At 71.4% G+C, this 20,027-nt stretch carries 20 protein-coding genes and 1 pseudogene; 11 read left to right on the forward strand and 10 right to left on the reverse strand.

Annotation, left to right across the window (positions count from 1 at the left end; genetic code table 11):
• Positions 1–41 precede the first annotated feature (41 nt).
• The 3 genes from ACIBEC_RS39595 (at position 42) to ACIBEC_RS39605 (ending at position 2,004) form a co-directional block, all read left to right on the forward strand.
• The gene (locus ACIBEC_RS39595; RefSeq protein WP_360501557.1) at positions 42–704 is read left to right on the forward strand and encodes a hypothetical protein; all 663 of its coding nucleotides are present in this window, start codon (positions 42–44) and stop codon (positions 702–704) included.
• Positions 705–765: 61 nt separating this feature from the next.
• Entirely contained in the window at positions 766–1,173 is a 408-nt protein-coding gene (locus tag ACIBEC_RS39600) for a hypothetical protein (RefSeq protein ID WP_360501560.1), read from the forward strand.
• Positions 1,174–1,308: 135 nt separating this feature from the next.
• The gene (locus ACIBEC_RS39605; protein WP_360501563.1) at positions 1,309–2,004 is read left to right on the forward strand and encodes a response regulator transcription factor; all 696 of its coding nucleotides are present in this window, start codon (positions 1,309–1,311) and stop codon (positions 2,002–2,004) included.
• An 893-nt stretch (positions 2,005–2,897) separates the two neighbouring features.
• Here the strand turns inward: ACIBEC_RS39605 and ACIBEC_RS39610 are convergent.
• Both ACIBEC_RS39610 and ACIBEC_RS39615 read right to left on the reverse strand, forming a co-directional pair.
• Complete coding sequence (locus tag ACIBEC_RS39610) at positions 2,898–3,557, reverse strand: pyridoxamine 5'-phosphate oxidase family protein (protein ID WP_360501566.1); 660 nt, start codon at positions 3,555–3,557, stop codon at positions 2,898–2,900.
• Between the two features lie 45 nt (positions 3,558–3,602).
• Complete coding sequence (locus ACIBEC_RS39615; protein WP_360501569.1) at positions 3,603–3,791, reverse strand: hypothetical protein; 189 nt, start codon at positions 3,789–3,791, stop codon at positions 3,603–3,605.
• 242 nt (positions 3,792–4,033) lie between these two features.
• Here ACIBEC_RS39615 and ACIBEC_RS39620 point away from each other — a divergent pair, with 242 nt between their 5' ends.
• Positions 4,034–4,411 carry a hypothetical protein gene (locus tag ACIBEC_RS39620; RefSeq protein WP_360501572.1) on the forward strand — a complete coding sequence of 126 codons (378 nt, stop codon included), beginning with the start codon at positions 4,034–4,036 and terminating at the stop codon, positions 4,409–4,411.
• Positions 4,412–4,506: 95 nt separating this feature from the next.
• Complete coding sequence (locus ACIBEC_RS39625; protein WP_360501721.1) at positions 4,507–5,193, forward strand: DUF6544 family protein; 687 nt, start codon at positions 4,507–4,509, stop codon at positions 5,191–5,193.
• Between the two features lie 182 nt (positions 5,194–5,375).
• Here ACIBEC_RS39625 and ACIBEC_RS39630 read toward each other — a convergent pair whose 3' ends face one another.
• The 3 genes from ACIBEC_RS39630 to ACIBEC_RS39640 all read right to left on the reverse strand — a co-directional run bounded on the left by ACIBEC_RS39630 (position 5,376) and on the right by ACIBEC_RS39640 (position 9,718).
• Positions 5,376–6,389, reverse strand: coding sequence for an Acg family FMN-binding oxidoreductase (locus ACIBEC_RS39630; protein ID WP_360501574.1), 1,014 nt, complete (start codon positions 6,387–6,389; stop codon positions 5,376–5,378).
• A 189-nt stretch (positions 6,390–6,578) separates the two neighbouring features.
• Positions 6,579–9,179, reverse strand: coding sequence for a magnesium-translocating P-type ATPase (gene mgtA / locus ACIBEC_RS39635; protein ID WP_360501576.1), 2,601 nt, complete (start codon positions 9,177–9,179; stop codon positions 6,579–6,581).
• 74 nt (positions 9,180–9,253) lie between these two features.
• On the reverse strand, positions 9,254–9,718 hold the full coding sequence (locus ACIBEC_RS39640) for a universal stress protein (RefSeq protein ID WP_396290116.1): 465 nt from the start codon (positions 9,716–9,718) through the stop codon (positions 9,254–9,256).
• Between the two features lie 198 nt (positions 9,719–9,916).
• Here ACIBEC_RS39640 and ACIBEC_RS39645 point away from each other — a divergent pair.
• Positions 9,917–10,790, forward strand: a pseudogene (locus tag ACIBEC_RS39645) (GAF domain-containing protein); the annotation flags it as partial.
• A 16-nt stretch (positions 10,791–10,806) separates the two neighbouring features.
• Positions 10,807–10,965, forward strand: a complete 159-nt coding sequence (locus tag ACIBEC_RS39650; RefSeq protein ID WP_360501582.1) for a hypothetical protein — start codon at positions 10,807–10,809, stop codon at positions 10,963–10,965.
• Positions 10,966–11,000: 35 nt separating this feature from the next.
• Here the strand turns inward: ACIBEC_RS39650 and ACIBEC_RS39655 are convergent, their stop codons facing one another.
• Positions 11,001–11,363 (reverse strand): pyridoxamine 5'-phosphate oxidase family protein, encoded by a 363-nt coding sequence (locus ACIBEC_RS39655; protein ID WP_360501584.1) that lies wholly within the window; start codon positions 11,361–11,363, stop codon positions 11,001–11,003.
• Positions 11,364–11,750: 387 nt separating this feature from the next.
• Here ACIBEC_RS39655 and ACIBEC_RS39660 point away from each other — a divergent pair, with 387 nt between their 5' ends.
• Positions 11,751–12,953, forward strand: a complete 1,203-nt coding sequence (locus ACIBEC_RS39660; protein ID WP_360501587.1) for a globin domain-containing protein — start codon at positions 11,751–11,753, stop codon at positions 12,951–12,953.
• A 30-nt stretch (positions 12,954–12,983) separates the two neighbouring features.
• Positions 12,984–13,298: a hypothetical protein gene (locus ACIBEC_RS39665; protein ID WP_360501589.1), complete on the forward strand. Its 315-nt coding sequence runs from the start codon at positions 12,984–12,986 to the stop codon at positions 13,296–13,298.
• Between the two features lie 314 nt (positions 13,299–13,612).
• On the opposite strand, the gene ACIBEC_RS39670 is transcribed toward ACIBEC_RS39665, so the two are convergent.
• The 3 genes from ACIBEC_RS39670 to ACIBEC_RS39680 form a co-directional block, all read right to left on the reverse strand.
• Positions 13,613–13,987: a hypothetical protein gene (locus tag ACIBEC_RS39670; RefSeq protein ID WP_360501592.1), complete on the reverse strand. Its 375-nt coding sequence runs from the start codon at positions 13,985–13,987 to the stop codon at positions 13,613–13,615.
• 43 nt (positions 13,988–14,030) lie between these two features.
• A complete protein-coding gene (locus tag ACIBEC_RS39675) occupies positions 14,031–15,641 on the reverse strand; it encodes a restriction endonuclease fold toxin-2 domain-containing protein (RefSeq protein ID WP_360501595.1) in 1,611 nt (536 codons plus the stop codon).
• 336 nt (positions 15,642–15,977) lie between these two features.
• On the reverse strand, positions 15,978–16,994 hold the full coding sequence (locus ACIBEC_RS39680) for an Lrp/AsnC family transcriptional regulator (protein WP_360501598.1): 1,017 nt from the start codon (positions 16,992–16,994) through the stop codon (positions 15,978–15,980).
• Between the two features lie 110 nt (positions 16,995–17,104).
• Between ACIBEC_RS39680 and ACIBEC_RS39685 the strand changes: the two genes are divergently transcribed.
• Together ACIBEC_RS39685 and ACIBEC_RS39690 are read left to right on the forward strand one after the other, a co-directional pair.
• Positions 17,105–18,091 (forward strand): alpha/beta fold hydrolase, encoded by a 987-nt coding sequence (locus tag ACIBEC_RS39685; RefSeq protein WP_360501600.1) that lies wholly within the window; start codon positions 17,105–17,107, stop codon positions 18,089–18,091.
• Positions 18,088–18,930 carry an NAD(P)H-binding protein gene (locus ACIBEC_RS39690; protein ID WP_360501603.1) on the forward strand — a complete coding sequence of 281 codons (843 nt, stop codon included), beginning with the start codon at positions 18,088–18,090 and terminating at the stop codon, positions 18,928–18,930. Before ACIBEC_RS39685 ends, ACIBEC_RS39690 begins: the two co-directional genes overlap by 4 nt.
• Before the next feature lie 31 nt (positions 18,931–18,961).
• On the opposite strand, the gene ACIBEC_RS39695 is transcribed toward ACIBEC_RS39690, so the two are convergent.
• Positions 18,962–20,023, reverse strand: coding sequence for a hypothetical protein (locus ACIBEC_RS39695; protein WP_360501605.1), 1,062 nt, complete (start codon positions 20,021–20,023; stop codon positions 18,962–18,964).
• Positions 20,024–20,027: the final 4 nt, after the last annotated feature.

The following is a 20,027-nucleotide window of genomic DNA, read 5'->3' on the forward strand; positions in this document are numbered from 1 at the left end:
TGCGCATCGACCAGCAAGCCACCCCGAAGGAGTTCACGGACATGTCCAGCACTTCCCACCCGGCGCGGTCCGCCCTTGCCGTGCGCCCGTGGCGCCGCCACCTGCGCCGAGCCCTCGGCGAGGAGATCAACGAGCTGGCACGGCCCCTGGACCGAGCCCACAGCCGGGCCCTGCTCCTCGCCGTGCTCGGCATCGCCCTGGCCGGCCTGTTGGGCGCCGGCGCGTCATACGCCGACCTCGCCTCCACCCAACGGCACGCGATAGTGACGGCCGCTCACCTGCACCACATCGAAGCCGTCCTGCTCACCCCCGCCCGCAGGACGGTCACCTCCCTCTCAGTCGGGGCCAACAGCTACCAGGCCGAGGCGACCTGGACCTACCCGCCCGGTCAGCGCAACACCGGCACCATCGACGTCTCAGGGGCTCGCACCCCGGGCTCCAGCAACAGGATCTGGGTCGGCGACGGCGGCCAACTCGCGTCCGCGCCGCCCAGCACGGCGGACCTCACCGCCGACGCGGTCTGCGTCGGCCTGTTCACCCTGGGCGGCCTGTCCCTCGTCATCGCCACCGGCCTCGGCAGGCGGCTGAACACCCTTGGCCGCCAGGCCGACCAGGCCTGGCAGCACGCCTGGGAACGAGCCGAGCCCGTCTGGACCGGCCGCACCTCCCACAAGCCCCGAACCGACGACACCCAGCGCGGCTGAACCACCGTCAGCCGACACAGCGACCGGACGTTGTCCGCCTTCGGAAGGACACCAGCTCACCATGCCGGAACAGCCCCTCGACGATGCCACCGCCCATTCCCTCGTCGCCGCAGCAGCCGCCGCGCCCTCCATCCACAACACCCAGCCCTGGCGGTTCCGCCTCGACCCACCCGCCCGCACCATCCACGTGCACGCCGCGTCCCGATACGCCCTGCGAGCCACCGACCCCGACACCCGGGCGTTACACCTCTCGGTCCTGCTCACCCTCCACGGCCTGCGCGCCTCGATCCTGCACCAGGCCCTGGAATGGCCCGACCTACGCACCCGGATGACCGACACCTCCCCGGACCGCTGCGCTCCCCAGACGCTCCTGCGCATCGGCTACGGCCCGGCCGGTTACCCCACCCCACGCCGCCACACCGCCTCCCTGCTCGGACAACGCGACCTGCAGGCGGCCACCGCACGGTGACCCACACTCCGCACCGCGCCGACCCGGGGAAACTAGGGCCATCCGGCCCTACCGGTCCGATCGACAGCCGCGGCAGACTTCCGCGTGGATCAATCCACCCCGCCGTGGCAGCGGGCACAGGCAAACGGAGAAGGCATGGCGGAGAACGTGGCAGGACAGGCGAACACCCCGGTCAAGGTGTTCCTCCTCGACGACCACGAGGTCGTCCGCCGGGGTGTACACGACCTCCTGGACGCCGAACCCGACCTGACCGTGATCGGCGAGGCCGGCACCGTCGAGCAGGCCCTGGCCCGGGTCCCCGCGCTGCGCCCCGATGTCGCGATCCTGGACATGCGCCTGCCCGACGGCGACGGCGTCACGGTCTGCCGGGAGCTGCGCTCACGCATGCCGGAGCTGGCGTGTCTGATCCTCACCTCGTTCGACGACGAGGAGGCCCTGCTGGACTCGATCATGGCCGGGGCCGCCGGCTACGTCCTGAAGCAGATCAGCGGCACCGACCTGGTCTCCGCCGTCCGGACGGTCGCCTCCGGGCAGTCCATGCTCGACCCCGGCGCCACCACTCGACTGATGGCGCGCCTGCGCGGCGAATCCACCCAGCGGACCCCCGACTTCCCCCAACTCACCGACCGCGAGCGGGAGATCCTCGCCCTGATCGGCGAAGGGCTGACCAACCGCCAGATCGGCCAGCGCCTCTACCTCGCCGAGAAGACCGTCAAGAACCACATCTCCCGGCTTCTGGCCAAGCTCGGCGTCGAGCGCCGGGTCCAGGCCGCCGTCATCGCCACCCAGGCCCTCGCCGCCCACGCCGCCACAGGCCGCCCGGCCTCGTGACCCCGCCCTGGGCTCCGACCTGGGCGATAAGGACCTGAAGCTCACGGTGAAGACGTCAGTCGGCCCAAGGACGCCAAGGGGCTGATCACCTGTGCCGCGGTCAACCTCATGACCAGGCGCATCCCCCCGCCGCCAGTCCCGCCTGGCCAGACAACGGATGGGCCGACTGCCATAGGGCCTTGGCTTCGGCCGGGTCGGAACAGTCGTAGTCGGCGGTGCCCGGCCAGTCCCACCTGATCATCCACCGCCCCGGTGGCCTGCCCTGGTTCAACGGAGAGATCGCCGCGACCCGCGAATCGCGCCGGGCAGTGCGCGACCGCAGGACCATGCTGCTGATCGCCGGGGCGTGCGCCAACATCTTCGCCTGCCCAGCAGGCAACTCCCACCGGGCCGCCTTGGCTCTTTCCCGCAGGTCACTGCGAAAGCATCCCTCAGCGCGTAGAGCGCCTCGATATCGGCGCGGGCGGAGAACTGCCGCAGCAGCCGGCTGACCCGGCGGTCCTCGCCGGTGCTCACCGGTGCTCACCGGTGCTCACCGGTGCTCACCGCCGCCACGATGCTATCGATCAAGGCAGCAGCGGCTGCGGAGGTCACGCTGCCCCCGAGTTGCAGGCCCCGGCGAGCTTCCGGCGACGCCCCGAACCGCCAACCAACATTCCCCACACAGGATCGGGCTGCCTCGGCGCCACCGGGTCGCTCGCACGCCACAACGCCGCCGGCTCCGAGTAGATCGGCATGTCAGGGAAGTGGAAGGCGGTTCTCGCGGGCGGTCCCGGAGCCATCGCAGGCGTCGTCACCCCTATCTAACGACGCCGGTCGACCACCGGGGACGCTCGGATCAACCACCACCGCTAGTTCGCCCCATCCTCAGACAGGTATTACCAGGCCCTCCGTCAGAGACCGTGGATTCGGCGACCGCTCACCTCCGCCGGGCTGACGCGGATCCACAGGGGGCGGACACCGCCGGCCCATGGTGCGGCGCCAGGCTGCTCGGCGAGGCGCCGGATGGCAGCCGGGTCGGTGACGTGCTCGGCGGTACCGACGATCAGCACGCTCCAGCCGTCGCGCCGGTGCTCGTCGATGTGGTCCACCTGGAAGGAGACCTCACCGCCGGGTTCGGCCGCCGCCGCGCCCGCCGGATCCGTCCGGTAGACGACCGTGTCGCCGTCGACGAGGTAGTTGACCGGGAACACGCCGGGCCCCGGGTGGACAGGCAGCGCGATCCGCCCGATGCCGTGGGTGCCCAGTCGCTCCCAGCACGCCTCGGCTGTCAGCCTCATGAGCACCGGGTGGGCGGATGCTCCGGGCTGCCCCGGCGGTGCGTCGGTGCGGCCTTCCATCAACTCCTGGTAGGTCATCCCCAGGGCGGCGGCGATGCGTAGGAAGCCGCTGGGTGAGAAGTCGGTCCCAAGGTCGAGCAGGTGCCGGAAGTAGCGGGGCGACATGCCGGCCCGGTCGGCCAGCTCGGCCTCGGTGAGGCCGAGCTGTCTTCGCCGCACCTCGATCCGGTGCAGGAGTTCGGGGTCGGCCGACCCGGTGGTGTTCTCGTTCACGATGTCCTCCCGGAGACGGAGGTCGGCGCAGTGCCCGGGTCGCCGTCACTGCGCCGCACGGCAGAGGCGTCGGCTCTCCCACCGATTCTGCTCGCGCCCCCGCCCAGCCGCGCCGGCCAGTGGGGCCAGATGGCGGCACAGGACGGGGAGCATCCCGCGCCGGAAGACCGTGATCGCGGCGACCGTCGTGGCGCAGTCGGTGTTCGCCGTGGCGGCGACGGCGGGGCGGCTCACGCACCGAGGACGGCCAGTGGGCCGTCGATCTCGTGCGCGTCGGGCCGTTTGCCGGGCGCATCGGTGCCATTCAGCCCTGGAAACGCCCCCTCACGGCGGCCAGACTCGGAGCCGGCGACCCGGTTGGCGGGTCCGGAGGCCAGGAGGCAGAAATGCCCGGATCCGTTCGGCATCGACCGTCGTCTGCGACGGGAACAGCCCCTCCGGAGCGTGGTCACGGACCCACCGGCGGGCAGCGGGTAGTGCGATGGCTGGGCGGCACCGTACTGGCCGGACACGGCCTTATCCATCTCCTGGGCGTGGCTGTGCTGTGGCGGCTCGCCGAACCGGGAGGTCTGCGGTACGCCGACGCAGTTCCCCGGCCGGGCTCGCTGGCCGGCACCATCGTGGGCACCCTGTGGCTGTTGGCGGCGATGCTCCTCGTGTGGTCGGCGGTGCTGCTGGTAGCCCACCTGCGGTGGGCGGCGGTGACCGTCGTGGCCGCTGTCGTGTCGGCGCCAGTGCTCGCGCTCATGGGTTCAGCTGCGGGAGCGGGGCTGGCCGTTGATGCCGGCGTACTCATCACCGTACTCGGCTGCACACTCGTCGTGCGGCGCAGCCCGCAGGTGAGGTTCCGGTGAGCCGGGCAGCGGCCGTCGGGGGCCCCCCGCGCACGCTCACCGGTCGGGCGCGCCGGGAATGGGTATCCCTTGCCGTCCCCACCCCGCGGCCCGCGGTGTTCGATCCGGCCATGGTGGCGCGCTTGCCCCCGCCGGTGCGGCGCTGGCTGGTGCACGCCATCGCCCCTGGGACCGCGCTGCTGGGGTCGGTCGAGTTGGCGATGCACGGTGAGATCCGGCTGGGCGCGTGGCGGCGGTTTGAGGCCGTTCAGGTCCTCACCCCGCCGCAGGGATTCCTCTGGGCGGCGACCGCGCATCTGACCGCCTTGCCGGTCAGCGGGTTCGACCGGTACAGCAACGGGACCGGCGAGATGCGCTGGCGGCTGCTCGGCGCGGTCCCGGTCATGTCCGGCATCGGAGCCGATATCACCCGCAGCGCCGCCGGTCGCCTAGCCGGCGAGTTCATCCTCGTGCCGGCTGCGGCCCTGGGGCCGGCGGTCGTCTGGGGGCCGGTCGACCACCGGCGGGCTGTCGCCCGGGTCTCGGTCGGGGAGTGCGAGGTCCGTGTGACGGTGGAGGTCGCGGCTTCGGGGGCGTTGGAGTCGGTCACGCTGTGCCGATGGGGTGATCCGGACCGCAGCGGCTACCGCGAGCACGTCTTCGGCGCCGGCTTCCAGGACGAGGCCGTCTTCGGCGGCTTCACGATCCCGCGCACCGCGAGCGCCGGATGGTGGTACGGCACCGAGCGCTGGTCGGAGGGTGAGTTTTTCAGGTTCACCGTCGACCGCGCTGTGTACCGCTGAGGGATGTCCTCCTCGCACTCGGCCAGGAGGCCGGAGGTTGCTGCTGTGCCGGATCGGGGTGGTGAGGAGGAAGAGTTGGTCGGCGGCGCCCGCGGCGGGAACGCGAAGACCGTCAACGAGGCGAACTCGATCGCTGGCGCCCTGGCAACCATCGCCCCGCCGGCCCTTCGTGAGCCACCAGCTCAGCTGTTGTCTGACGCTGCGCCAGGGCTCTCGTGATGCTCGCTCAGGTCGAGGATCTCCTCCACCGGCCGCCGGGGCGTCTGTGCCCCGCCCGGGCCGTAGCCGAGTCGCATCACCATCTGGACGTGCCCCGGTCCCTCGGCAGGGTCGCGCAGGCGCCACCGTGTGTCGGCCCACTCGACGGCCTGGTGCAGCACCGAGGCCCGTACCCCGCGCAGTGTCGCGAGCAGCCAGACCCGCTCCATCGCCTGACCGGCCCGCAACCAGTCCGCGGGGTGGTCACCGTGCGTGCTGATGACGGCGACCTGCGGCAGCGCCTCGAAGCGCTCGGTGTGCGGGGCGGCGGGCCTGGGCGGGTGCCCGGTGAAGCTGCGCATGGGCACCCGGGCGTCACGGTCGAGCGGGCCGAGCGCCGCGGCCGAGATGCCGTCCGAAGTCGGCTCCTCCAGCCGCAGCCAGGTGCGGGTCTCGGCCTGCCTGGCGATGTCCGCGGCGATCCGTTGCTCGGCCTCGGTGGTCAGCTCCAGCACCCGGCGCACCCCGGCCTCTTCCAACACGGCCAGCGTGGCGCCCTCCGCGGCGGCTGCCCCCATCAGCTCCCCGACTACTGCTTCCGGCACGTCATGGTTGGCAAACGGCTGGCGGCTTGAGTGGCGGTGCTCGATGGCCGGGTACAGGTCCGGATCATCGGGCGAGCCCGGCTCGGACAGGTCGAGGACCGCGAGGAGGTCGGGGTCCGCAGACTCGGGACACAGCGCCACGGTGGCGGCTCGCCCGAGGTGCCGGCTGGCCGTCTTCAGGTTGAACAGCGCCGCGCCCACGGAGATGTGCAGGGATCGGCCGTCCGGATCGGCAACGGGCACGGCGCGTGTGGGGTCGGCGAAGACCAGCAGGCTCCTGCGGTCCGGGCCCGGGCGGAAGCGCCAGGGCTGGCTGTTGTGCAGCGACGGCGCCGCGCCGCCGGCGTCCGCGAGTAGCCGGAGTTCCGCGAGGGTCAAGGACGGCTGGGTCATGGTGGTCTCCCGAAGGGATCGCTGTCTCGCCTGATTCGGGCCGTACCTCCATCGTGCGCCCCGAGGGCGACCTTCTCGTGTCGGCAGTCCGTACGTCCACCATGCCCGGCCTGGCTTTCGAGGTCATAGGGCCACCGGGGCCGGGACACCGGGACCTTCGGCCGGACTCCCCGGCCGCCGAGGATCACGTCAGCGCCGGCCGGGAGCGAGCGGGCCTAGGTGGCTGAAGCGGCTGGCCCGGCGCTGGACGCGGTGCTCGTGACCGCGTCGGCCGGCGGGGGCCACGGTCGGCCGGGGAGTCCGGCCGAAGAAGAGGCGCTTGGCGATCTCGATCAGGAGCAGGTACAGCCCGGTCATGACGACCAGAGCCAGGAAGAACCCGGCGGGCAGCGGCTGGAACCCCAGGGCGGGAGCCAGGGGGGACATCGGCAGGACGATGCCGAGCGCCACCACCCCCAGTGCGGCGGCCGACAGCGGCCGGCTCGGGCGGCTGCGCAGGAAGGGCACCCGCCGGGTACGGATGGCGAAGATCACCAGGGTCTGGGTTGCCAGCGACTCCACGAACCAGCCCGAGCGGAACAGGGCGGGCCCGGCGTGGAAGACCCCGAGCATCACCCAGAACGTGGCGAAGTCGAACACCGAGCTGACCGGTCCGAAGACCAGCATGAACCGGCGGATGAGGGAGATATCCCAGTGCGAGGGCGCCGCCAATTGCTCGGCGTCCACCCGGTCGGTGGGGATGGCCAGCTGGCTGGAGTCGTACAGCAGGTTGTTCAGCAGGAGCTGGGACGGCAGCATCGGCAGGAAGGAGAGCACCAGGGACGCCCCCGCGGCGCTGAACATGTTGCCGAAGTTGCTGGACGCGCCCATGAGTACGTACTTGATGGTGTTGGCGAAGATCCGGCGACCGCCGGCGACGCCTTCGGCCAGCACGCCGAGGTCCTTCTCCAGCAACACGACGTCGGCGGCGTCCTTGGCCACGTCGGTGGCGGTGTCCACGGACAGCCCGATGTCGGCGCAGTGCAGCGCGAGCGCGTCGTTGACGCCGTCGCCGAGGAACCCGACAGCCCGTCCGCGCCGTCGCAGTGCCCGTACGATCCGGGCCTTGTCCTCCGGTGAGACCCGGGCGAACACCGTGGACTCCTGTGCCGCCACGGCGAGTTGCCGGTCGTCCAGCGCCGCGATGTCCTGACCGGTCAGCGTGCGGGCGACCGGCAGCCCGAGGTCGCGGCAGACCTTCTCGGCGACCAGCGGGTTGTCACCGGTGCAGACCTTCACGGTGATACCGAGCTCGGCCAGGCGGCGCAGCGAGTCGGCGGCGCTCTGTTTCGGCGGATCGAGGAACACCAGGAAACCGGCCAGGCGCAGACCGGCCTCATCGGCCGCGGTGACCGCGGTGGCCGTACCGGCATCTCCGGTCGCGACCGCCACCACCCTACTGCCCGCAGCGAACAACTCGGTCAGGACGGCGGTCGCCCGGTCGGAGACGTCGGGGCAGCGGGCCAGCACGGCCTCGGGTGCGCCCTTGGCTACCAGGACCCTGTTGCCGTCAGGCCGTTGGACGAGGGAGGAGGTGAGCCGGCGCTCGTGGTCGAAGGGCAGGACGGCCAGGCGGCGATAGCCGTGGGTGAGCGCTTCGGCAGCGCGAGGCGCCTGCCAGAGGGCGCTGTCCAGCGGATTGCCGCCCAGGTGGGCGCCGTCCAGATCGCTCTCGGTACCCAGCAGACCGAGCAGGAGGACTTCCTCGCTATCGCAACCGTCCGCGTCGAGGGCGGCCTGGAAGGCGATCCGGCCCTCGGTGAGGGTCCCGGTCTTGTCGGTGACCAGGACGTCCATGTCGCCCAGGTCCTCGATGCACACCAGGCGCTTGACCAGGACCTTGCGGCGGGCCAGTTGGCGCGAGCCCGCAGCCAGGCTGGTGCTGACCACCGCGGGCAGCAGCTGTGGGGTGATGCCCACGGCGATGGCCAGTGAGAACAGCAGGGCGTCCAGCAGCGGCCGGTGCAGCAGCATGTTGGTCACGAAGATGCCCGTGGTGAGCACCGCCGCGACCTGGAGCAGCAGCATCGAGAACCGGCGCAGCCCCACCTGGAAGTCGGTCTCCGGCTGCCGCTCCCCCAGGCCCAGGGCGATCCGTCCGAACTCGGCGCGCCCGCCCGTGGCGACCACAACCCCGGTACCGGCGCCCGCGTGGACCACAGTGCCCATCAGCGCGCAGCCGGCCAGCTCGGCCAGGGCCGTCCCGGCGGGGAGCGGCCCGGTGTCCTTGTTCACTGGGACGGACTCGCCGGTCAGCACGCTCTCGTCGCACTGCAGGGCAGTGCATTCGAGGAGCCGGAGATCGGCGGGCACCACCTGCCCGAGAACCAGGCGCACCACATCGCCGGGGACCAGCTCCGTGACGTCCACCTCCGTCTCCCGGCCGTCGCGCACGGCGACGACCGTGTGGCGCACGCGCGAGTGCAACGCCTCGGCCGCCCGCTCAGCCCGGTACTCGTTGGCGAAGCCCAGGGCGACGCTCAGGAGCAGGATCACGCCGATGATCACGGCGTCGGTCCGCTCACCGAAGAAGTACGAGACCACGGCGGTCACCAGCAGCAGGAGCAGCAACGCGCTGCGCAGCTGGCGGACCAGCACTGTGAGCAGCCGGACGTGGTGGGACCGGACAGCGTTGGGACCGACGGCCGCGATCCGTTCGCGCGCCTCGTCCGGGGACAGCCCGGCGCGGCGCGTGCGCAACGCCGCCAGGGTGTCCTCGATGTCCAGGGCGCCGGCAGCCTGCACGGACATGCCGGCCGGCGCAGCCACAGCCTGCCGGTCGGCGGAGCTGTCCAGTGGGCGGGCGAGAGGTGCGCTGGTTCGGGTCAACATCCTCGCCCTGCCGTTTCGTTGTGGGCGTGGCGGACGATGACGACGGGGCACGGGGCATGCTGCACACAGTGCCGGCTGACCGATCCGAGCAGGGCCCCGGTGAACCCGCCATGGCCCCGGTTTCCGACGACCAGCAACTCGGCTTCCTGCGCGGCCTCGAGAATCACCTGTGCCGCGTTACCGCACTGCACTCGCTCACGGATCTCCACTGGACGGTTGGCGCCGACCACCTCGGCCACACTGTCGGCCAGCGCATGGCCGGCCGCCCGCGCCAACTCGCCGGCGACCACCGGAACCCTCCAGCCGTAGGTCTGCGGGTACTCCCACGCGGTCACGGCCTCCACGACCCCGCTAGTCGCCCGCGCCTGCTCGACCGCCCAGCGCAGCGCTTCCCTGGACTGCGCGGAGCCGTCCACTCCCACGACGATCCGCCGCTCACGCGGCACCTCGGACTCCATGTCCATCTCCTCCGCTCGTCACCCATCGCTCACACGATGACCGGCCCGGCACCGGGCGGCACAGGGCCGGCAAGCTCCCGAAGCAAGGACCTACGGGCCTGTCGGTTGGATCGGGCCGGGCACACGCGGGCTGCCGCCGCCTGCGCCCGGCCCGCTGCTGTGAACCCTCGGTGGGACGGGTCGCGCACATCAAGGAGAATGCCGGTGGGCGAGGAGAAGGCCGCATCGCCGCTGCCGCAGCTGCGTCTGGACGAGCTCCAGGCGCGCATCGACGCCGCGCGCGGCACCCGCGACCGGGTCCACAGCCCTGCTGGAGGCGGTGCTCTCGGTCGGCCGTGAGCTTGACCTCACCCAGGCGCTGCGCCGGATCGTTGAGGCGGCCGCCGTGTTGGTGGACGCCCGGTATGCGGCGCTCGGTGTGATCGGGCCGGACGGGCAGAGCCTGTCGCAGTTCCACACGGTCGGCATGTCGGCGGAGGAGATCGCGACGATCGGCCCGTGCCCGACGGGCAAGGGCATCCTCGGTGAACTGATCCGGCACCCGGAGCCGCTGCAGCTGGCCGAGCTGTCCACGCATGCCTCCTCCCACGGCTTTCCGGCGAACCACCCGGTGATGCACACCTTCCTCGGGGTCCCGGTGCGGATCCGTGACGAGGCGTTCGGCAATCTCTACCTCGCGGAGAGGCACGGCGGCCCCCAGTTCGACGCCGACGACGAGACGGTGATCGCCACGCTGGCCGTCGCCGCGGGCAGGGCCATCGACAACGCCCGGCTGTACGAGGTGTCCCAGCGTCAGCAGCGCTGGCTGCGCGCCAGTGCGGAAATCACCCGGGGCCTGCTGTCCGGCAGCCCGCGTGGCGAGGTACTGGAGCTGATCGCGCAGCGCGCCCGGGAGATCACCGGGGCGGAACTCGCCGACGTATCCGTACCGTTGCCCGGGTCGGACCGGCTGACGGTCGAACTCGCCCTCGGCGCGGACGCCCCCGGACGCCTGGGGCTGACCGTCCCGGCCGAGGGCACCCTGTCCGGCGCGGCGTCCATGAGCGGGGCTCCGGCGACCAGTACCGACCTTCACGGAGGTCGTCCTCATGGTGACCGACAACGGCGTCGGGATCCCCGCCGACAGCCGCCGCAGCGGACTGCACAACCTCGCCGAGCGGGCCCAGAAGCTGGGCGGCACGTTCGACGTGCAGGCTCCGGAGGAAGGTACCCGGCTGGTATGGAAGGCACCGCTGGCGCAGCCGTGAGCAGCCGTCAGGCGCTGACGGCAGTCGCCGCGAGGTCATGGCTCCTCGGCTGCGGCCACCGGTGCCAGCCGTCGGCCCGTCACCAGTTCCGCCTGCACGCGCACGGTGTCCACGCCGGGCGTCGCGGTGGCATGTCCGAGCACGGTGACGCTCCAGCCGCTGCCGTCCGCCGCGCTGACCTCGCTCGACTCGAAGGCCACCACGGCCTGGTCCAGGGCCCGTCCCAGCCCGGCGGTGACCGGCACCCGCAGCAGCAGGGAACCGTCAGTGTCGAGCCGGAAGCGGGCCGGCAACACCGCTGGCAGCGCGCCGACCGTGTACACCAGACGCCCCACCTGCCGTCCTGCCAGCAGTGTCAGCCACTGCCGCTCGCCAATTGCCTCACGTCCGAGTTCCATGCCCCGATAGTCACCCGGCAGCTGTGACCCGGCGAGGGCCGGACGTCCCCTGGCCCCGTCCGGCAGGCCCCATGCGCACCGTTCTCGGGTTCACCCCGGGGGCCGACGTGGTCCTGCCCGCCGAAGGACCCGTGGGCCAGGGCCGAACGGCCCTGCTTCGGCGACCGCAGGAGTGCGACAGGCGCGCGGCACCGGCCGAACCACGACGGGGCGGCCTCCGAGGAAACTCGACCGGGGACGGTCGGGCCCCGGGTGCGGGACGTTCGGCCTTGATGCAAAGCCGTTTCCATGCCTGCCATGAACGCCTCGAACAACCTCTGATAGACACCATTCAGCAGCGTTTCATCGGCAAGCACGCAGTGATCCCTTCACTTCCCAGGAGTATCGATGCTTTCACCTGAATCCGCCGTTGCCGTCCGAGCTACCCTTCCCGCCGTCGGTGCAGCCCTGGACGACATCACCTCTCGCTTCTACGCGACGATGTTCGCCGAGCACCCCGAGCTCCTCGACGGCATGTTCAATCGCGGCAACCAGGCCAGCGGCGCCCAGCGCCAAGCCCTGGCGGGCTCCATCGCGGCGTTCGCCGGCGCACTGCTCGCCAACCCCGACGCCAGGCCGGACGCGCTGCTCGCCCGAATCGCCCACAAGCACACCTCTGTCGGCGTCACCGAGGACCAGTACGCCATCGTCCACAAGTACCTCTTCGGCGCGATCGCCGAGGTCCTGGGTGACGCCGTCACACCCGACGTGGCGGCGGCATGGGACGAGGTGTACTGGCTCATGGCCAACGCCCTCATCGCCCTGGAGGCCCGCCTGTACCAGGACGCGCAGGTGGAAGCCGGAAACACGTGGCGCCCGTGGACCGTTGTCGAGCGCCGCGAGGAAACCCCGGACGCGGTCTCCCTCCTGCTGTGCCCCGCAGACGGGCAGCAGACGCCTCCGGCCCGCGCCGGCCAGTACGTCAGTGTGCGCGTGCCGATGCCCGACGGCGTGCACCAACTGCGCCAGTACAGCCTGTCCTGCGCGCCCGGCGGCGAGCAGCGCCGGATCACCGTCAAGCGCGTCCGGGAGGAGGGCCTGCCGGACGGCGAGGTCTCCAACCTGCTGTACGACACCGTAAGCGTCGGTGACCAGCTCATGCTGTCGGCCCCGTTCGGCGATGTCGCGCTGGACGACGCGGGCTCCCCACTGCTCCTGATCTCCGCCGGCATCGGCTGTACCCCGATGGTCAGCTTGCTCGAACACCTGGCCGCCACCGGCTCCACCCGGCCCGTCGTAGTGCTGCACGCCGACCGCTCGGCCGCCGACCACGCGCTGCGCGCCGACGTCCACCGGCTCGTCGAGGCGCTCCCCGAAGCCCGCGCGCTGTTCTGGTATGAGCAGGCCGGACCCGAGGAGCCGACTGCGCGAACCGGGCTGATGGATCTGCAGGGCTTCGCGCTGCCCGCCGACGCGAACGTCTACCTCTGCGGCCCGCTGCCTTTCATGCGCGCGGTCCGAAGCCAACTTCTGTTCGCGGGAATCCAGGCACGGCACATCCAGTACGAGGTCTTCGGCCCGGACCTCTGGCTGGCCGACGCGACGAACTGAACCCGGCCGCCCGGTGACTGCTGACGCGCAGTGAGGTCTCAGACCTCCATCCAGGCCCGCTGCCGCTGCCACCCCACCCTCGCGCCCGGGCAGGCCCGGGCAATACGGGTCAACCACACCTACGGCCGCGGCGGCGCGCTGGCCTACCTCGCCGCCTACGACGTCCACCAGGCCCGAGCCTTCGGCCGTACCGAGCCGCGCACCGGCATCAGCCCGTTCATGAACCTGGTCGCCCAGGTCATGAGCACCGAACCCTACGCCAGCGCGAAGCGGGTGTTCTGGATCGTGGACAACGGCTCCTCCCACCGCGGCCAGAAGGCCGCCGACCGGATGACCAGCGCTTGACCGCTACAACGCCACGGCACAGCCGTTCCAGTGGAAGTTCACCACCTCCGACCTGAACGATCTGCTGGCCAGGCTCGACCGGCACACCGCCGATCACCAGGAAGAATCCTCCGTCGCCCCGGCAACGTGATCAGCCCCCGAAGGACTTCCGGAGCCAACACTAAGCCCGGGTAGGGCGGGACATGGGCGCAGTTCCTCCGTGGTACGCGCCCGCACCACCACCCATGATCCCCTACCGGACGAGCCACATCCGGAACTGGAACCTCAACCCGCCGGTCGCGACCGCCCTGGCCCAGCCCGTGGCCGTCGGCAGGCTAGGCCGGGAGACTCGCAATGAACGCGTCGAGGCCTCCTGCCAGATCGAGGGGCTGGAGGTCTACGTCGTAGTCGATCCACCACACGACGGGCACCTCGGGCGCCAAGTCGTGCAGCACCCTGTAGATGACGGTCAGGGGCCCGACGTGCGACCCCCGGTCCTCAAACGAGAACACGGCGTGCCGGAGGTTGAACGACAGCTCCGCCGGCCGCCCGGGCTCTACGTTCGCCACGATCTCCAGGAAGCCCTCGAACGCGCTGCTCACCGTGGCGTCCGGCCAGTACCCCAGGACGCATTCCTTCACCTGCTCCCCGGTGAAGGCCCACGGCCCGACACGCTCGCGGTCGGCACTGACGTTGAAGCTGGCTCCCACGGAATTCTCGTTTCTCTCGGTGACGCAGGCCGAGTATGGCCGGTCAGGGCTCGATGCGGACGCGGCCGGTTACGCCCTCCGCCGTCATAAGGGACTGGAAGTAGGCGGAGGCCTGAGGGTCGTTCGTGATGAGTTCAAGGTGGTTGACCTTGTTCCGGGGGTCCTTCAAGGCCGATGCGTACTTCTCCAGTTTCTTGGACTCCCCCTCCATGGTGTGCTCGTAGGCGAATTCGAACACACCGTCCGCGTTGTCCAGGCGGAACGGAGACTTGCAGCTCTTCTGCTGGCCGATGTACTTGGCGTCGATCGCGGCGCCATCCTCCGGGCGGACACCGTCGGCATCCATGCCCAGCTCGCGACCGGTGCCCGGCTCCTTGACGTCGGTGTACAACCGGTACTCCGTCGACCCGGCAACCCTGACCTGGTAAGCCCGCCTCGCGTTGATCTTCGGGTCGGGCTTGTCCGGGGGCTTGGGCGCATGGGGGCCGTTGGCCTGGAAGGTACGGCCGTCCTGCTCCATCTGCGTCATCCACGCCCGGATCGCGGCCTGCTCCTTCGGGGGCAGCAGCGGGAACGGGCTAGTCGGATCATGCGGCAGTGGCGGCATACCCGGGGTGACCGTGAACGGCGGGGGCTTGGGTGTGGGCGCTGCTGCCGCGTCGCTCGCCCCGGCCAGCACGACGGCCGCGGTGGCCGTGGCGGCGGCCGCTGCTCCCACCGGGATCAGGCTCGCCGCCGCAGTGTCGACCACGGCTGCCGCCTCGGCCAGCACGGCGAGTTCCGCGCTGCCCTCTACCGCTGCTGTCATGGCGACCGCTGCGGTGCCGGCCTCGGCTGCGATCGCGGCCTCCCCTCCGGCGGCTGCGAGGTCGGAACCACCGAACGTGAAGATCGTCAACGCGATCCCGGTGCCCGCGACGAGCCCTGCAGCGATAGCGAGGTCCTCCAGGGTGTCCCGCAGGTCTTCGACCTCCTTCGCATACGCCTCGCACGCCTGCCCCAGCTTGAAAGCCGCATTCGTGATGCTGTTCAGCAACGGGCCCTGCGTGGCGCAGCCGTCGTGCATCTTCGCCCAGTTCTGCGCGAAGCTCGTGACGGCGCTGGACGTGCTGGACGCGGTGACCCGCTGCACCCTCTTGTCGCCCTCGACTCCCAGCCGGCTGACGAGGCTAGCGAAGTTCTTCCAACCAGCTGCGGCCTGGCGGAGCTTACCCGGGTCACCCTGCGGCCAGAACTTCTTGAGGAAATCGTGGACCGCGCCACTGCCGTTGTGGCCCACGGCGGAGTTGAGCTTGGCCTTGGCCAGTTCCTCGTCGCACGCCGGGTCGGCGGACGCGGGGAGCTTCTGAGGGGCCATCATCGAGGCCGCGACATCGGCTTCGGTCTGCAGGTAGTTGACCGCCATGGTGTACAGGCCGTTGGCGGTTCCGCCGAGTTGGCCGACCGCCTGGGCCATCGCGTCGGCGATCTTCTGTGCTGCGGGATCGTACTTGGCGGCGAACTTCTTGCCGGCGTCGTCGTCGCCAGCCATGCCTTTGACGTCGTCCATGGAGAAGACGAGGCTGCGGTAGAGCTGCGCAGCCGTGTTGTGTAGATCGGTAAACCCGGCGGAGGAGAGGATCATGTCCACCGGCTTGACGTGGAAGCTGCTCATCAGGCCCCCCGATTGTCTGTCCCCGCTCACGGTAGCAAGGCCCGGAACCACCGGGGCGAGAGTCGACCTGTCGGCCTTCCGCCAGGAGGGTCGGAGCATTGGGCATCCGAACGGGTAAGCGATCCGGTCCGAGTTCAGCAGCGGGCTTCCGGCCTACGGTCAGAGGATCGGCGCCGGCGAGACGCAGTTCGACGGCGTGCGTCATGGCGGGTCCCTTCTCAACGGCGGCGGCGGCGTCAGCCGCGACGGCCCTCCGGCCAGGCTAACCCAGCGGTGTTCGGGCTTCTCGGGGTCGAAGCGGCAGCCGGCGTCCCACGTCGACCGCTCGTTCTGCCCTCACCTCGACAAGGCCGGTTGGAGCGGCATGGGAGTGCGTTTGGCGGCGTGGCTGACGATGGCCGTCTCGACGTGGGTGATGCCCAGGCCGACCAGGTCGCTGGAGAGGAAGCGGTAGAGAGTCGTCAGGTCCGGGAAGTACGCGGCCGCGTGGAGGTTCGAAGGTCCCGAGGTGGCGAAGGCGCCGTGCACCGCGGGGTGGTCGGCCAGCGCCTGGCCGGCGGCGGCCAGATGGTCCGGCGCCACTCGCAGCAGGAACTTGGCTTCGATGGGCAGCCCGAGGCGGCGGGGGTCGACCAGCACCTGGGTGACCAGTCGGCCCTGGGCGGCCATCTGGGCGAGGCGTCGCCGCACCGTGCTCTCCGGGTGGCCGGTGCGCTCGGCCACGGCCACCGCGGGCAGGCGCGCGTCAAGGGCGAGGGCGTCGATGAGCTCCTGTTCCAGGGCATCGGTGTCGACGCCGTACGGGCCCGGGGATCCGGTACCGGCCGCCCCGGGGACCGGCTCGCCCGGGATCAGAGCCTCGCGTTCGGACGCCGTCAGCACCTGGTGGCGCCACTCGGAGGTGAGCCGGAAGACGTGCAGGATCGTGGCGCTCTCCAGGGACGTCACCGCCTGGGTGGAGGGCAGTCGGCGGAAGACCAACTGGTCGCGTGAGCCCGGCTCGGTGCGGGCGACCGCGAAGATCTCGTCACCCGACGTGGTGACGTCGATGAAGGGGATGTCCTCGCGCGCCGCGAGCGCGGCCACGATCGTGTCGAGCTTTCCCCGCAGGACCCGGATGCGCAGGAACAGGGCCCCGGCCGAGCCCCCGTTGCGCGGTCGGGCCACCGGTGAGATCACCACGCGCACGGTGCCGTCGGCGCCGAGCGCGTGCAGTCGGCGGCGGACGGTGGCGGGGCTGAGCCCCAGCACCTTGGCCGCCCGCTCCGCGGTGAGGCGGCCGTCCCACTGCAGCGCGGCCACCAGCCGCTGATCCGGGAGGCTCAGTACGGAATTCGTCGATTCGCGCGCCATGAAGGAAAGTTTCGCTCATCCCGTGGCCTCGCGGCGCCCGTTCCGGGGACGACGCCCCAACCATGGAGGTCATCCGCTCCGAGAACGACAGATCCACCACGGAGGTCCACATGCCCGTGTCCAAGGAACAGGACTCCAAGCAACGGGAGCCCAAGCAACGGGAGCCCCGGCAACAGGAGCCCAGGCAACGGGAGAAAGTACGCTTCGCCAGCGGCGACACCTCGTGCGCCGCCTGGCACTACCCGGGGTCCAACGGCGGCTGCGTGATCATGGCCGGCGGAACCGCGGTGACGAAGGAACCGGCCTCGGACCTGTTCGCCGCCCGGTTCAACGAGGCCGGCTTCGCGGTCCTCGCCTTCGACCACCGACGGTTCGGAGAGAGCGGGGGCACGCCGCGTCAGATCGTCCGCCTCGACGAGCAGATCGCCGACTGGCACGCCGCGATCGAGTACGCCGCCGCTCTGCCCGACGTCGACCCGGACCGGATCTCGCTCTGGGGCTTCTCGCTCGCGGGCGGCCACATCTTCCGCGTCGCGGCCGACCACCCGCGACTGGCCGGCGCGATCGCCCAGACCCCGCTGGTCGACGGCCTCGCGGTCGCTCCCCACGCGCTGCGCTCCATGACGCCCCTCGCGCTGCTGCGGCTCTTCGGACGGGGTGTCGCGGACGCGCTCGGGGGCCTGCTCGGGCGGGCGCCGCTGCTGGTCCCCGCCGCCGGACCGCGCGGCGCCGTCGCCTCGCTCACCACACCCGACGCGATGGACGGCGACCGGGCCCTCGACCCCGAGCGTCGCCACACGAACTGGGACCAGACGGTCGCCGCACGGATCGCCCTCCAGGTCGGCGGGTACCGGCCCGGCCGCCACGCCTCCCGGATACGGTGCCCGCTGCTGGTGGTCGTCTGCGACCAGGACCGGAGCGTGCTCCCCGGCCCCGCCGTCCGGGCGGCCCGGAACGCGCCGGCGTCCGAGGTGGTCCGGCTGCCCGGCCGCCACTACGCCCCGTTTCTGGAAGCGCACGAACAGGCCGTCGAGGCGCAGATCGCGTTCCTGCAGAAGCATCTCGCAACAGCAGTCCGGACAGGAGAAGGCACATGATCATGGTCACCGGTGCGACCGGAACCGTCGGTCGCGACGTACTGAGACTGCTGGTGGCGGAGGGAGCCGAGGCGGCGGCAGTCACCCGTGATCCGGCCGCCGGCGGGTTCGCCGACGGTGTCCGGCCGATCGTCGGGGATCCGTCCAGGCCGCGGTCGCTGGCGTCGGCGCTGGACGGCGTGGAGGCTCTCCTGCTCAGTCCGCGTGCCGTCGGCGGCGCGAGCGCCGAGCTGCTGGCGCTCGCGGCCGAGCGCGGCGTGCGGCGCGTGGTGGTGTTGTCGGCGGTCACCGTCGAGTACGGCGGCGGGTACCGGCGCTTCGCCGAGGAGTTCGAGCAGGTCGAGGCCGCAGCCAGAGCCTCCGGGTTGCCGTGGACGTTCCTGCGGTGCGCCGACTTCGCCGCCAACGCCCTGGCCTGGGCGCCGCAGATCCGCGCGACCGGCACCGCTCGGGGCGTGTACGGCGATGCGGCCACCTCCCCCATCCACCAGCGGGACATCGCCGAGATCGCCGTCCGGGCGCTGCTGGACGCCGCCCACGCGGGCCGCGCGTACGCGATCACCGGGCCGGAGTCGCTCACCCAGCGCGACAAGGCCCGGCTCATCGGCGAGGCCATCGGCAGGGAGCTGTCGTTCGAGGAGATCTCCCCCCAGGAGCTGCGCCGGGCGCTGCTCGCCCAGGGGCTGCCCGAGGACGTACCCGACCGGCTGATCGGCTACGCGGCCGCATGCCTGGACGAACCGGGCCCGACGACGGACACCGTTGCCCAGCTCCTGGGACGCCCCGCCCGGACCTTCGCCACCTGGGCCGCCGACCACGCGGCCGCCTTCCGCAGCTGAGGCTGTCATGAGGGGGGCTCACGGGTGAGCGTCAGGCCGGGGTCCGCCCACCGAGCAGATCCGGGTCACGGGTGAGGCGGAGGGTGTCGATGTCCACGTAGCGGCGGGAGTTGATTTCCCATTCCAGGTTGCCGCGCATCCAGGCCTTCATGCCGTCGGTGAAGGTGCCGACGGCGGCCCGGTCGGCCTCCGGCAGGCCGTGCCAGCTGCCGCAGAGGGTGGTGAGCGACTCCTCGGCATGCAGGAAGACCTCGATGTCGCGGGCGACCTTGCGGTACACGTGGTCGATGGCGTCCTGGATGCCGCAGCGGAGTTCCCGGCTCACCGCGAGCACGCCGTTGGTGACTTCCCCCACGACGAGTTCCTTCTGCAGGGAGAGGACGTCGTTGACCCAGACGACGACGTCGGAGGCCTTGTTGACCATCGTGCGCAGCTGCTCGGACTCGTGGAGCAGGGCGGGTACTTCCAGGCCGGCCGCGTACTCCAGCAGGTCCAGTGAGGGGGTGATGCCGCCGGAGGCACGGCGCAGCTGGGTGTAGCCGCTGACGGCGGGGACGTGCCGGTGTTCGCGGTTGACCGCCTCGTAGCGGAAGGCGTCCAGGAACTGCCCCATGTGGGTGATGAAGCGCAGCTGCCACTGGATGCTCTGCCGCCCGGCGAGGCGCCGCCACACCTCGGCGAGTTCGTCCACGAGCGGCGGTGCGTCCCCGGCCGGTGACGGTTCGGCTGATCGGAGCGAGAGGGCCGCGAGCATCCGGAGGGTGGCGCGGGTGTGGTCGGCGGCCTCCGCGGAGGCGCAGCCGTCGTACAGGTCGTCGATGACGAAGGCCCAGGTGAACCAGCCGGCGAGCGGCGAGAGTCGCTCGGCGCGCAGGTGCGGGTAGCAGCGGGCGATGAGCTCGCCCAGGTGGGTGTCGGCGAGCCGCCGGCGGGCGCGCGGTCCGTCGACCAGGCCGTAGCGGTCGGCCCACTCCAGGATGAGCCGCTCCAACTCCTCCCGGTGCGGGGACATCCGGGGAGGCAGCCGGTACAGGACGTGGTCGGGGTCGGGCAGCAGGCGCAGGTCGAGGGGTACGGTTCGGGGGGTCGTCATGCGG

This window comes from Kitasatospora sp. NPDC051164 (assembly GCF_044455625.1).
GTDB lineage: Bacteria > Actinomycetota > Actinomycetes > Streptomycetales > Streptomycetaceae > Kitasatospora.

Bases quoted from the DNA above. Each gene is read 5' to 3' on its own strand.
- ACIBEC_RS39640 (WP_396290116.1), bottom strand. From the start codon at position 9,718: ATGGAGTCCGAGGTGCCGCGTGAGCGGCGGATCGTCGTGGGAGTGGAC.
- ACIBEC_RS39680 (WP_360501598.1), bottom strand. From the start codon at position 16,994: ATGGCGCGCGAATCGACGAATTCCGTACTGAGCCTCCCGGATCAGCGG.
- ACIBEC_RS39695 (WP_360501605.1), bottom strand. From the start codon at position 20,023: ATGACGACCCCCCGAACCGTACCCCTCGACCTGCGCCTGCTGCCCGAC.
- ACIBEC_RS39605 (WP_360501563.1), top strand. From the start codon at position 1,309: ATGGCGGAGAACGTGGCAGGACAGGCGAACACCCCGGTCAAGGTGTTC.
- ACIBEC_RS39630 (WP_360501574.1), bottom strand. From the start codon at position 6,389: ATGACCCAGCCGTCCTTGACCCTCGCGGAACTCCGGCTACTCGCGGAC.
- ACIBEC_RS39675 (WP_360501595.1), bottom strand. From the start codon at position 15,641: ATGAGCAGCTTCCACGTCAAGCCGGTGGACATGATCCTCTCCTCCGCC.
- ACIBEC_RS39595 (WP_360501557.1), top strand. From the start codon at position 42: ATGTCCAGCACTTCCCACCCGGCGCGGTCCGCCCTTGCCGTGCGCCCG.
- ACIBEC_RS39650 (WP_360501582.1), top strand. From the start codon at position 10,807: ATGGTGACCGACAACGGCGTCGGGATCCCCGCCGACAGCCGCCGCAGC.
- mgtA (WP_360501576.1), bottom strand. From the start codon at position 9,179: ATGTCCGTGCAGGCTGCCGGCGCCCTGGACATCGAGGACACCCTGGCG.
- ACIBEC_RS39600 (WP_360501560.1), top strand. From the start codon at position 766: ATGCCGGAACAGCCCCTCGACGATGCCACCGCCCATTCCCTCGTCGCC.
- ACIBEC_RS39685 (WP_360501600.1), top strand. From the start codon at position 17,105: ATGCCCGTGTCCAAGGAACAGGACTCCAAGCAACGGGAGCCCAAGCAA.
- ACIBEC_RS39655 (WP_360501584.1), bottom strand. From the start codon at position 11,363: ATGGAACTCGGACGTGAGGCAATTGGCGAGCGGCAGTGGCTGACACTG.
- ACIBEC_RS39660 (WP_360501587.1), top strand. From the start codon at position 11,751: ATGCTTTCACCTGAATCCGCCGTTGCCGTCCGAGCTACCCTTCCCGCC.
- ACIBEC_RS39690 (WP_360501603.1), top strand. From the start codon at position 18,088: ATGATCATGGTCACCGGTGCGACCGGAACCGTCGGTCGCGACGTACTG.